The organism is Aureibaculum flavum (genome assembly GCF_016406085.1).
GTDB classification, from domain to species: domain Bacteria; phylum Bacteroidota; class Bacteroidia; order Flavobacteriales; family Flavobacteriaceae; genus Aureibaculum; species Aureibaculum flavum.
In genome coordinates, this window is sequence record NZ_JAEHFJ010000004.1 from 316601 (window position 1) to 330171 (window position 13571).

A 13571-nucleotide genomic window follows, 5' to 3' on the forward strand; every position below is an offset into this window, starting at 1 on the left:
GAAAACATTCTGATCCTCACCAAAATATAAATTTTTAAAACAGTATACATTGAAAAACACAGCTTTAACACACATTCACGAAGCTCTTGGAGCAAAACTAGTCCCATTTGCAGGATACAACATGCCTGTTCAATATGAAGGTATTAATGTAGAACATGAGACGGTAAGAAATGGTGTTGGTGTTTTTGATGTTTCACACATGGGTGAATTTTTAATTACCGGCCCCAATGCCTTAGAATTAATTCAGAAAGTATGTTCTAACGATGCCTCAAAATTAGTAGATGGCCAAGCTCAATACAGCTGTTTACCTAACGAAGATGGAGGCATTGTAGATGATTTAATAATTTACAGATTAAATTCAGAAAAGTATTTATTAGTAGTGAATGCTTCAAATATTGATAAAGATTGGAACTGGATTAGCAAACACAATTCCATGAAGGCGGAAATGAAGAATTTATCTGAAGATTTTTCTTTATTGGCAATTCAAGGCCCAAAAGCGGCTAAAGCAATGCAATCTTTGACCTCTATTGATTTAGAGAACATGAAGTACTATACTTTTGAAGTTGCTGATTTTGCTGGTATTGAACATGTAATTATCTCTGCTACTGGTTATACAGGTTCTGGTGGATTTGAAATCTATTGTAAAAACTCTGAAGTTGAACAGGTGTGGAATAAAGTGATGGAAGCTGGTGAAGCTGAAGGCATCAAACCCATCGGATTAGCAGCTAGAGATACCCTTCGTTTAGAAATGGGATTTTGTCTATATGGAAATGATATTGATGATAGTACATCGCCATTAGAAGCTGGTTTGGGATGGATTACTAAATTTACCAAAGACTTTACCAATTCTCAAAATCTAAAAAAACAAAAAGAAGAAGGTGTTACTAAAAAATTAGTAGGTTTTGAACTTACTGAAAAAGGTATTCCTCGTCATGATTATGATATTGTTGACGCAGATGATAAAAAAATTGGAGTAGTTACTTCTGGTACCATGAGTCCTTCTTTAAAAAAAGGTATTGGTTTAGGTTATGTACCTACTGAATATTCTAAAGTAGGTTCTACCATCTATATCGCCATTCGTAAAAAATCGATTCCGGCAATTGTTGTTAAATTACCGTTTTATAAATAGAACAATTAATTTTTAGATATTTATATTGGCAACACACCCCTAAAGTCCCCTCAAGGGGACAATTCGTTCTAAATTAAGTTCCATCAATTAAAATTAAATCTAGAACGATTTCATTTGATAGTTATCGAAATAAAAATATGCTTTTTGAGAATGTCACTTTAGATGACTTTGGGCGATAAACAAGAAAAGAAAAACATCAATTTTGTCTCTGTCTATCAACAAAAGTATTACTTCCTTAAACGGAAATCAAGTTTTCTGTTTTTTCTTCTTTGCTGCTGGAAACAATACATTGTTTAAAATCAAACGATACCCAGGAGAATTAGGATGTAAGTCTAATTCTGTTTTTGGATCTCCTACCCTATGCGTATAATCTTCAGGATCATGACCACCATAGAATGTCCACATACCTTTTCCTTTTACGCCGTGAATGTATTTCGCCTCTTCGTTTGTTTTATTTTCACCCATCACCAATACAGTCGATTTTACATTTTTTCTATCAAAGCTTGTCGTTTGTCCCATAAAACCTTTTACCAAAGAAGTATGGTTTTGTGTTAACATTGTAGGCACTGGATCCCATTTGGCTGAATACTCTTGTAAAGAAAAGTAATCTGCAGTTCTTTGAATATAACGTTTTTGAGTCATATCAATAGATGAAAACTCATATTCCGTTGGGTTTCTTACCAATCTAAAATTGGTAAATGCAAATGTCTTTTCATAATCAATTTTGTCTTGATAATTCGCTTCTGAAGGGTCACCATCAAACATTGCTTCACAAATATCAACTCCCTCCGCAGAAAGGGCAATGTCAAAACTATCGGTAGCAGAACACATGGCAAACATAAACCCACCACCAATTACAAAATCACGAATTCGTAAACTAACCGCTAACTTTTCTTCTGATACTTTATTATAACCTAACTTTTTTGCTAACTTTTCAGAATATGCCTTTCCTTCAATATACCATGGTGTAGCTCTATACGATCCATAAAACTTACCATATTGTCCTGTAAAATCTTCATGATGTAAATGCAACCATTCATATTTAATCAACTCATCACGTAAAACTTCTTCATCATAAATGACATCATAAGGGATTTCAGCATAATTAAGTACCATTGTAACCGCATCATCCCACGGCATTTTATCTTTTGGGGAATATACCGCTATTTTTGGAGCTTTTTCTAAGGTAATTGCTTCCATATTTTGTGATGGACTCGCAATCAATTCTAAAATTTGTAAGGCCTCAGTATCTGAAATGACTTCGTATGATACTCCTCTTATTTTACATTCATTTCTAAACTCTTTATGGTCTTCTAATAAAAAAGAGCCCCCTTTATAATTTAACAACCATTTTACATCATTTCCCTTTTCCAAAGAAAAATAAGTGATACCATAAGCTTTTAAATGATTTTTTTGCCCTGCATCATCCATCGGAATAAGTATAAACGAAGCAAAAGACACCTCACTTAAGAGTAACATTAGTGATATAAAAATATATTTTAATTTAAAATTCAAGGTTTAAAAATTTAAATGAGACGCAAGGACGTACTTTATTATAAGCCAAATTTACAATTATTAAAATTAAGTAGTTATACTTTAACATTTTGTATTTGGTATATTTGTAAGGTATCTGAATGTAAAACGAAATTTTAAGAAAGTTGCCACAGCGTGGTAAAATATTAATAGAAAAAGATTTAATTCATATAATTAAACTCCTTTAGGAGCGACATAATAAAATGGCAAACACCTACACACAAATTTATTTTCATATTGTATTTGCCGTAAAAGGTCGTAACAATATAATTTTATCAAAATGGAAAGATGAATTGTATAAATACATATCAGGAATAATTTCTAACAAAAACCAAAACTTTTTACTATTAACGGAATGCCAAACCATATTCATCTTTTAATTGGAACAAAGCCCAATTGTAATCTATCGGATTTGATCAGAGATATTAAATCAAATTCTTCCAAATGGATAAATGAAAAACAATTTATTAATGGAAAGTTTGAATGGCAAACTGGTTTTGGTGCATTTTCTATTGGTCAATCACAACTGCCTAAAATAATCAATTACATTAAAAAACAAGAAGAACATCATAAAACAAAAACATTTAAAGAAGAATATATTAATTTTCTAAGTGCCTATGACATTGATTATAAAACGGAATATATTTTTAGCGACGATTAATACCGCTCCTATGGAGCTTAAATGAAAAATGGCATTATTTTTCTATTAACATGTTACTCCTCTGGAGCTTAAAAAAAAGTTATATATAAACCCTTTCTTCTCATTGAAAATCTACAAATTGAATATTTCTTGCTAATATTTTCCTTAAAGATCAGTCCTCTACTACAATTAATCCAATAATCACTTTCCTTTCTTTAAAACAACGATCGAAATATCATTTTCCTCCACAAGGTATAATATTAGTTAAGCTATCAGGAAATTCAACCTTTCTTAAGTCATGGTTATTTCTAGACATACACTAATTTAATTTAAAACGGAACATCACCATCATCATCATCTGGTGCCGCAACATCTCCAAAAGCATCTTGTGGATTTTGTGGCGTGATGAAATCATTCATTTTAGATTGAAATTCACTTGAAAACGACTCTTCTAAATCTGAGAATAATGCTAAATGGCCTGTAAATTTTAAACGTATATTTTCCAATCCACCATTTCTGTGTTTGGCTACAATAAACTCAGCTTGTCCTTCACACGGACTGTGATCATCATCATCCCACTCGGTTAAACCATAATACTCTGGTCTGAATATAAAAGATACAATATCTGCATCTTGCTCAATCGCTCCAGATTCACGTAAATCTGATAGTAACGGACGCTTACTTCCACCACGTGTTTCCACAGCACGAGATAATTGTGATAGTGCAATTACAGGGATACTTAATTCTTTTGCTAATGCTTTTAAGTTTCTAGAGATGGTAGAGATTTCCTGTTCTCTATTTCCACCGCCCTTATTTATATTACCTGCAGTCATTAATTGCAAATAATCAATAATAATTATTTTAACACCATGTTGTGACGCCAAACGTCTTGCTTTGGCACGTAAATCAAAAATAGATAAGGAAGGCGTATCATCAATAAAAATAGGTGCTTTTGATAAGTTTTTAACCTTTACATTTAATTGTTCCCATTCATGTGGTTGTAAATCACCTTTTCTTAACTTACCAGATGAAATTCCTGTTTCACTAGAAATCATCCTTGTAATTAATTGAACAGAACTCATCTCCAAAGAAAATATGGCTACGGGTGTATCAAAATCTATCGCCACATTTTTGGCCATAGACATTACAAATGCCGTTTTACCCATACCTGGTCTCGCTGCTAATATCACTAAATCTGAAGGTTGCCAACCAGACGTTAATGCATCTAATTTTGAGAATCCAGATGGCACACCACTCATCCCCTCTTTATTAGATATTTCTTCAATCTTTTTAAGGGCTTGAGATACCAAACCTTCGGCCGCTTCTGAACTTTTCTTTAAGTTTCCTTGAGTAACTTCAAATAATTTAGTTTCGGCAGAATCTAATAAATCAAATACATCAGAAGTTTCATCATAAGCTTCATCTATAATTTCACTTGAAATACTAATTAAACGTCTTTGAATGTATTTTTGAATTATAATACGAGCATGGAATTCAATGTGTGCAGAAGATGCTACTTTTTGAGTAAGACCAATAAGGTAAAAATCGCCACCGGCACTCTCTAGCTGACCATCTTTTTTTAACTGACTAGAAACCGTCAATAAATCTATAGGTTCAGATTCATTAAACAACTTAAAAATAGCATCAAAGATAATTTGATGCGACTGTTTATAGAACGCCTCTGCATGTAAAATGTCAATTACATCATCAACACCTTTTTTATCAATCATCATAGCCCCCAATACAGCTTCCTCTAAATCAACTGCTTGTGGTGGTAACTTGCCTTTTTCTAGGTTAATTAAAGTACCTTTATTGGCTTTTTTAGTTCTAACAGGTTGTACGTTTTCCATTGTGGCAAATGTAATTTTTTCTTTTTCAATTTTACTCTAAAATACGATTATATTTGAACAGAAACTGTTAACAAGTCATATATTTGTTAATAAGTTTGACAACTATAATTTTTAAGTATTTTTGACCTATGAAGAAACTAACCGTATATCAATTACTTAGCCTATTGCTAGTTGTACAAATACTTTTAGTAAAATTACTTTCACACTTTCCAAATACAATTGATCTTTATTATTCAAATGGAATTTATCCAATTATTTCCAACATTTTTAGGTTTACATTTAGCTGGATACCATTTTCTGTTGGAGATATACTTTATTTTTTAATAGGGTTATCACTCTTAATTGGTATCGTGAAATGGATTAAAAGTAAATTCAAAAATACTTGGCAGGAGCTTTTTAAATTAGGTGCTTATGTATCAGTTTTTTATTTTTTGTTTCATTTTTTATGGGGATTAAACTATTATCGAAATTCCTTATATACCAATCTAAAACTTGACAAAAAACAAATTACCATCGAAAACTTAAGTGAACTCACTGAAAAACTTTTGGAAAATTTAAAACGGACACAACATCAACTGGTATCAAATGATAGTTTAGCAGTAGTTGTTCCATACTCTAAAACGGAAATATTAGAAAAAACTCAATTGGCCTATACGGCCTTAACTGAAGAGTTTCCTGTTTATAATTACAAAAATGTATCTTTAAAAAAATCACTTTTTAGTTTGCCTCTAAGTTATATGGGCTTTGCTGGATACTTAAATCCCATTTCGGGTGAAGCACAAGTCAATAGCTATGTTCCGAAAGTTAATTTACCCGCCATTACCTGTCATGAAGTTGCTCATCAATTGGGAATTGGTTTTGAAGATGAAGCCAATTTTATAGGGTTCTTAGCTGCTACGAAAAGTAATGATCTTTATTTTAATTATTCCGCTTATCTAAAAGCTCTACGATTCTCAATTGCTGGTTTATACATTCTAGATGAAAACGCAGCCCAATCATATATTGAAAAAATACCTAAAGGTGTATTGAAAAACATTAAGCAGTCTGAAGAGTTCTGGTTAGCTTATCAAAATAAATTGGAGCCTTTTTTTAAATTATTTTATGATGGTTATCTAAAAGCCAATCAACAAAAAGAAGGGATGAAAACATATAGTAGAATGGTAAATTTATTAATTGCTTATGATCAGAAATATGGGATTTAATTATCAAAAAACTTAAGTGACAAGCTTAGAATTTAAGAAATGATAATTCCTTTTAAAAATCCTTAAAGAAATGTTAATTTTAACGATATCTTAACTCAACTAGCTAATTATCTATATTTTTAGAAATCTAATTTAACCAAACTCTTAATATTGTATGAAATCTAAATTATATAGACTACCGTTTAGGCTATTCTTTTGTTTAACTTTTTTAAGTTTCACAGCACTTACTGCTCAAGAATATTTTCCTAAAAACGATGGTGTTAAAACAAAAATCACAAATTATACGGCTTTTACTAATGCTACTATAATTGTAAGTCCCGCACAAACCATAAGAAAGGGTACACTCCTTATTAAGGATGGAAAAATAACTAATGTTGGTTCTAATATTTCCATTCCAAAAAACACGATTAGCATTGACCTTGAAGGCAAAAGTATTTATCCTTCTTTCATTGATGTCTATTCCAACTTTGGAATTTCAGAAACAAAACCGCAACGTCGTAGTTTTGGTCAAGCTCCACAATATGATACTAACCGTAAAGGATATTATTGGAATGAACATATTAGAGCGGAAACTAATGCTTTAGATGTCTTTAACTTTGATTCTAAAAAGGCAGAAGAACTTCGTAATGCCGGATTTGGAGTTGTAAACACCCATATGCAGGACGGAATTGTACGAGGAAACGGAATTTTAGTAGCTCTAAACTCAGAAGGCTCTAATGCGGATAGGTTATTAGATGTTAATTCTGCCCAATACTTATCTTTTAATAAGAGTAGTGTTTCAAAACAAGTATATCCAACTTCTTTAATGGGAGCCATGGCATTACTTCGTCAAGTATATATTGACGCTGATTGGTATGCCAAAGGAACTATTGATACTAAAGATTTAACACTTGAAGCTTTTAATACCAATAAAAATTTAAAACAAATATTTTATGCTGGTGATAAACACAATGCTTTACGAGCTGATAAAATAGGTGATCAGTTTGGTGTTCAATACACCATAGTGGGTCAGGGAAATGAATATCAATTGGTAAATGAAATTAAAAAAACAAACGCTACCTATATCATTCCGATAAACTTTCCAAAAGCTTATGATGTTTCGAACCCATATCAGGCTGATTATATCAATTTAGAAGATATGCGATATTGGAATCAAGCACCTACAAATTTAAGTGTGTTAGCCAAAAACAATGTTCCTTTTTCATTGACAACGCATAGTTTAAAGTCCTTAAAAGATTTTACAAAAAATTTACAAAAAGCAATTGATTACGGATTAGATAAAACAAAAGCTTTAGAAGCATTAACTACAATTCCTGCACAAATATTAGGTAAGAGCAATCAAATTGGTACCTTAGGTAAAGGAATGCAAGCCAATTTTTTAATTACGGATGGCGATATTTTTGATTCCAACACAAAATTGTACGAAAATTGGGTGCAAGGAACCAAAAATGTAATTAAAGACATGTCTGTTAAAGATTTATCAGGAAACTACACCTTGAACTTAGATGGGAAGACATATGACCTTACTTTTACTGGTGAAGCAAATAAACCAAAAGCAACCATAAAAAGAGATACCATTAAACTAAAAGGTAGTGCCACTTATAATGACAATTGGTTAGGTCTAATACTATCTGATAAAGGTGATAATATTCAGCTTAGTGCTCGAATTCAATCTGATTCTGATAATATTAACGGTAATGCTCAATTGGCAAATGGTAAAACAGTTAACTGGTCGGCGATAAAAAAGCCTTCTACATCAAAAGAAAAGAAGGATAAAAAGAATAAAAATTTGCGAGAGATTATGCCATTAACCTTTCCAAATATAGGATATGGGCTTTCAGAAAAACCAAAAGAAGAAACCATGCTATTTAAAAATGCAACGGTTTGGACAAATGAAAATGAAGGAATTCTTAAAAATACAGACGTATTAATTAAAAATGGAAAAATTGCTAAGGTTGGATCTAATTTATCAGCAGGTTCTGCCACTGTTATTGATGCTACCGGTAAACATTTAACGGCTGGTATCATTGATGAACATACACATGTTGCTGCTCAATCGGTTAATGAGGCTGGGCAAAATTCAAGTGCAGAAGTTTCCATTGAAGATAATATTGATAGTGAAGATATTAATATCTATAGAAATCTAGGTGGTGGTGTAACTTCAATGCAAATCTTACATGGTTCTGCTAATCCAATTGGCGGACGCTCAGCCATTGTAAAATTAAAATGGGGTGAAATTGGTGATGAAATGATTTATACCAATTCTCCAAAATTCATAAAATTTGCTTTAGGTGAAAATGTAAAGCAATCAAGATATCCAACGACAACAAACAGATTTCCACAATCGAGAATGGGAGTTGAGCAAATGCTCACTGATTATTTTCAACGAGCCAAAGAATATGATGCTGTTAAAAAAAGTGGCACACCTTTTAGAAAAGATATTGAAATGGAAGTATTAGCTGAAATTTTAAATAAAGAGCGTTTTATTACGGCTCACTCTTATGTACAGAGTGAAATTAATATGTTAATGAAAGTAGCAGAAAAATTTAATTTTAATATCAATACACTTACGCACATATTAGAAGGGTATAAAGTGGCTGATAAAATGAAAGCACATGGTGCAGGTGGTTCTACTTTTTCTGATTGGTGGTCTTACAAATACGAAGTTAATGATGCCATACCTTATAATGCATCTATTATGCATAATGTTGGTATTATAACCGCTATTAATTCTGATGATAGAGAAATGTCTCGACGGTTAAATCAAGAAGCTGCTAAAACCGTAAAATATGGAGGTGTGTCTGAAGAAGATGCTTGGAAGTTTGTCACGCTTAATCCTGCTAAATTATTGCATATTGATGATAGAGTTGGTAGTATTAAAGTTGGTAAAGATGCTGACGTTGTATTATGGACAGACCATCCGCTATCTATATATGCGAAGGCAGAAAAAACAATGATTGAAGGAAAGGTATATTTTGACTTAGAAAAAGACAAATTACAACGATCTAAAATTCAAAAAGAACGTACACAACTCATCAATATGATGTTGAACGAAAAAAGTGGAGGTGCTCCTACACAGGCACCTAGAAGAAGAGTAAAACAAGAATTACATTGCGATACAATCAACTATTAAAACTTGACAAAATGAAAATAATAAAAAATATAGTTGCCAGTCTTTTGTTCGTTTTTACAATTCAACTAACAGCACAACAAACGCCGGCAGATAAACAATCTGAAGTAATTACAATAGTAGGTGCCACAGCACATATAGGTAATGGAGAAATTATAGAAAATAGTGTCATTACATTTGAAAATGGAAAAATTACAGCTATTGATAATGCTGCTACAACCAATACGAGCGGTAAAATTATTGATGCCAAAGGCAAACATGTTTATCCTGGATTTATAATGCCAAATTCAACTTTAGGTTTAGGTGAAATTGACGCTGTAAAAGCTTCTGTTGACCAATCAGAAATTGGAGGGGTAATTCCACATGTTAGAAGTTTAATTGCCTATAATGCAGAATCTAAAGTTGTAGAAAGTATGCGACCTAATGGTGTATTATTGGCTCAAATCACACCAAGAGGTGGTAGAATTTCTGGAACATCTTCTGTTGTGCAACTTGATGCTTGGAATTGGGAAGATGCTGCTGTAAAAGTTGATGATGGTATACATTTAAACTGGCCCAATAGCTTTTCTAATGGTAGACGTAGATTTGGTGAAGAACCTGGAATAAAACCAAATAAAGATTATGGCAAACAAGTTGAAGAAATTAAACAGTTTTTGGTAGGTGCCAAAACATATAAATTAAGTAGTGAATCTACCAAAAACTTACCATTTGAAGCTTCGTTAGGTTTATTTGATGGAGCTAAAAAATTATATATTCATGCTGATAATGCACGTGAAATTATTGATGCTGTAACATTTTCAAAAGAAATGGGTGTGAAAAATGTTGTTATCGTAGGAGGATATGAAGCGAATAAAACCATTGATATACTTAAAAAGCATTCCATTCCAGTATTAGTGCAAAGAACACAAAGTTTACCAAACCATAATGATGATAACTATGATTTTCCGTATAAACTCCCTAAACTGTTGACTGATGCAGGAATTTTAGTGGGTTTAGAAAATAGTGGTTCAATGGAACGAATGAATAGTAGAAACTTACCCTTTTATGCCGGCCAAGTAGTTGGTCAAGGTCTTGATAAAGAAAAAGCATTGCAACTAATCACAGGCAATACGGCAAAAATTTTAGGTATTGATAAAGATTATGGTACTTTAGAAGTTGGTAAAAGTGCCACTTTATTTATTAGTGAAGGTGATGCTCTAGATATGCGTACCAATCAATTATCACATGCTTATATTGATGGTCGGCTATTAAGTTTAGAAACCCATCAAACAGAATTGTGGAAGAGATACAGTAATAAATATAGTAAATAGAGAATAGAGAATAGAGAATAGAGAATAGTAAATAGTAAATAGAGAAAATTAAAAAAACCTCAAATTTAAAACACACGATTGATAAGTGGTAGTAACAATACAATACTCCATGTCTCATATAATAAAAAAATGCATAAAGAAATAACAAGCATAAACAATAGTTTTATAAAAGAAATTGTTCAATTACAAAGCAAGTCTCGTGTTAGAAAAAATACGGGACGTTTTGTTATTGAAGGGAAAAGAGAAGTTTCATTAGCCATAAAGGGTAATTATGAAGTATTGCAACTACTCTATTGTGATGAAATTTACACCGATTCTAATCTCGATGATTTTCAAACTGAAATTATTAAAATAAGTAAGGAAGTTTATCAAAAAATAGCTCAACGCGATTCTACGGAAGGTATAATTGCTATTGCTACCAGTAAAAATTTCAGTTTGACCTCATTAAAATTAACCTCAAAAAATCCATTAATTTTAGTGGCTGAGGCTCCTGAAAAACCAGGTAATATTGGTGCTTTATTACGGACAGCTGATGCTGCACATGTTGACGCTGTATTAATTGCCAACCCTAAAACGGATATGTTTAATCCGAATATTATTAGGTCTAGTGTAGGCTGCGTGTTTACAAATCAAATCGCCACAGGTACCACAACTGAAATAATTACATATCTAAAGGAAAACAATATAAATATTTACTGTGCCGCGTTAACAGCATCTAAATCTTATGAAAAAGTTGATTATTCTGAGGCTTCCGCAATAGTCGTGGGTACAGAAGCAACTGGATTAAGTGAAGAATGGCTAAATAACTCCACACAAAATATAATAATACCAATGCAAGGACAAATAGATTCATTAAATGTTTCTGTTTCCGCTGCAATTCTTATTTTTGAAGCCAAAAGACAACGTAAATTTGCCTAAATCTTTCTTTTAGAAATCGTTTATAACTATCTGAATATTTTTTACAGTATGACAAAAATTCAATTCCTATTTGTTTCCCTTTTAATTCTTTTATTAACAAGTTGTGGATCTTCTAAAAAAGCAGCGGCTGTATCCAAGGTTGAGTTTGAATTAGAAAAACAATATCAACTCTATAAAGGAGTTCCTTATAAATATGGTGGTACCGATAGAAGAGGCTTTGATTGTTCTGGTTTTGTAGGTAAAGTGTATAAAGATGGCTTAAAAACACAGCTACCAAGAATGACGAAGGACATGGCTACTATGGGGAAAAAAGTTTCCAAACATAGTTTAAAACCTGGTGATTTAATATTTTTCAGACCTTCTAGAAAATATCGACATGTGGGTATCTATGTTGGAGACAACCTATTTATGCACAGTTCTACTTCTAAAGGTATAATCAAATCTAAGTTGGATAACGTGTATTGGAAAAAGAAATTCCGTTATGCAAAACGTATTTTAATTTATTAATTTGATGACTCCACAAACTGTATTTTACATTATTATTGGCATATTAGTCATCAATTTTATTGTTGATAATTACTTAGATTATTTGAATTCTAAACATTTTGATGATACTATTCCTTCATTATTAGAGGATGTTTATGATGAAAAAGAATACATAAAATCTCAGGCTTATAAAAAAGAAAACTTTAAATTTTCAAGTATTACGGGTACCTTTTCATTCCTACTCACATTAGCGTTCTTCTTTTTGGAAGGTTTTGCCTATGTAGATCAATGGGCACGAAGTTTTAGTGATAATGAAATGATAATTACACTATTGTTTTTTGGAATTATAATGTTAGGTAGCGATATTTTAACAACACCACTCTCCTACTACCAAACCTTTGTTATTGAAGAAAAATACGGATTTAATAAAACCACCAAAAAATTATTTTTTTTAGATAAAATTAAAGGATGGTTATTAATGGTTATTGTTGGTGGTGGAATTTTAGCATTGATAGTATGGTTTTATCAACTAACAGGTAACAACTTCTGGATCTATACTTGGGTATTTATGGCCTTCTTTTCAGTATTTATGATGCTTTTTTATTCTACGTTGATAGTGCCATTATTCAATAAACAAAGTCCGTTGGAAGAAGGTGAGCTGAAAACAGCTTTAGAAAGTTTTGCAGGAAAAGTAGGTTTCAACCTCGATAAAATTTTTGTTATAGATGGTTCAAAACGCTCTACCAAAGCCAATGCTTACTTTACAGGGTTTGGAAAAAAGAAACGAATCGTTTTATACGACACCTTAATTAATGATTTAGATACCGATGAAATTATTGCTGTTTTGGCTCATGAAGTTGGCCACTATAAAAAGAAACATGTTGTATTTAATATGATAAGTTCTATCCTTTTAACGGGATTAACGTTGTATCTTTTATCCTTTTTTATAGATAGTAAATTATTAGCCAACGCTTTATCTGTCGCTATCCCTAGTTTCCATATTGGTTTAATAGCATTCGGCGTGTTGTACAGTCCCATTTCAGAAATTACAGGGTTAATCATGAATATTTTCTCCAGAAAATTTGAATACCAAGCTGATGATTATGCTAAATCTCATTTTGGTGCGAAACCTTTAATCTCCTCGTTAAAAAAATTATCAAAAAATAGTTTGAGCAATTTAACACCGCATAAAGCATATGTTTTTATGCATTACTCACATCCAACATTATTACAAAGGGTTAAAGCGATGATGTAAAGAAGGGTTGGACTCTTTAAATGTTGCTATCCGTCAACTATTGGTTCTTAAATTAAAATATGGAAAATTATTTTTATTAGCTTGGTTTTAACTGTAGTCATCTAGATTATTTTAAGTT

At 31.8% G+C, this 13571-nt stretch carries 9 protein-coding genes and 1 pseudogene; 8 read left to right on the forward strand and 2 right to left on the reverse strand.

Translation table 11 applies throughout. The features are described 5' to 3' along the window. Positions 1-49: 49 nt before the first annotated feature. Positions 50-1129 carry a glycine cleavage system aminomethyltransferase GcvT gene (gcvT, locus tag JBL43_RS10185; protein WP_198841338.1) on the forward strand — a complete coding sequence of 360 codons (1080 nt, stop codon included), beginning with the start codon at positions 50-52 and terminating at the stop codon, positions 1127-1129. Positions 1130-1375: 246 nt separating this feature from the next. Here gcvT and JBL43_RS10190 read toward each other — a convergent pair whose 3' ends face one another. After that, positions 1376-2608, reverse strand: coding sequence for an asparagine synthetase B (locus JBL43_RS10190; protein WP_198841339.1), 1233 nt, complete (start codon positions 2606-2608; stop codon positions 1376-1378). A 257-nt stretch (positions 2609-2865) separates the two neighbouring features. Here JBL43_RS10190 and tnpA point away from each other — a divergent pair. After that, positions 2866-3323: pseudogene (gene tnpA / locus JBL43_RS10195) on the forward strand (IS200/IS605 family transposase). Between the two features lie 308 nt (positions 3324-3631). Here the strand turns inward: tnpA and dnaB are convergent. Further along, a complete protein-coding gene (dnaB, locus tag JBL43_RS10200; protein WP_198841340.1) occupies positions 3632-5152 on the reverse strand; it encodes a replicative DNA helicase in 1521 nt (506 codons plus the stop codon). Positions 5153-5280: 128 nt separating this feature from the next. Here dnaB and JBL43_RS10205 point away from each other — a divergent pair, with 128 nt between their 5' ends. The 6 genes from JBL43_RS10205 to JBL43_RS10230 all read left to right on the forward strand — a co-directional run bounded on the left by JBL43_RS10205 (position 5281) and on the right by JBL43_RS10230 (position 13453). Further along, a complete protein-coding gene (locus JBL43_RS10205; protein WP_198841341.1) occupies positions 5281-6354 on the forward strand; it encodes a DUF3810 domain-containing protein in 1074 nt (357 codons plus the stop codon). Between the two features lie 154 nt (positions 6355-6508). Next, a complete protein-coding gene (locus JBL43_RS10210; protein ID WP_198841342.1) occupies positions 6509-9487 on the forward strand; it encodes an amidohydrolase family protein in 2979 nt (992 codons plus the stop codon). Between the two features lie 11 nt (positions 9488-9498). Continuing rightward, positions 9499-10794 (forward strand): amidohydrolase family protein, encoded by a 1296-nt coding sequence (locus JBL43_RS10215; RefSeq protein ID WP_198841343.1) that lies wholly within the window; start codon positions 9499-9501, stop codon positions 10792-10794. A gap of 129 nt (positions 10795-10923) precedes the next feature. Next, on the forward strand, positions 10924-11712 hold the full coding sequence (locus JBL43_RS10220; protein WP_198841344.1) for a TrmH family RNA methyltransferase: 789 nt from the start codon (positions 10924-10926) through the stop codon (positions 11710-11712). A 48-nt stretch (positions 11713-11760) separates the two neighbouring features. Then, complete coding sequence (locus JBL43_RS10225; protein ID WP_198841345.1) at positions 11761-12219, forward strand: C40 family peptidase; 459 nt, start codon at positions 11761-11763, stop codon at positions 12217-12219. A 4-nt stretch (positions 12220-12223) separates the two neighbouring features. Beyond that, positions 12224-13453 carry a M48 family metallopeptidase gene (locus JBL43_RS10230; protein ID WP_198841346.1) on the forward strand — a complete coding sequence of 410 codons (1230 nt, stop codon included), beginning with the start codon at positions 12224-12226 and terminating at the stop codon, positions 13451-13453. Positions 13454-13571 lie beyond the last annotated feature (118 nt).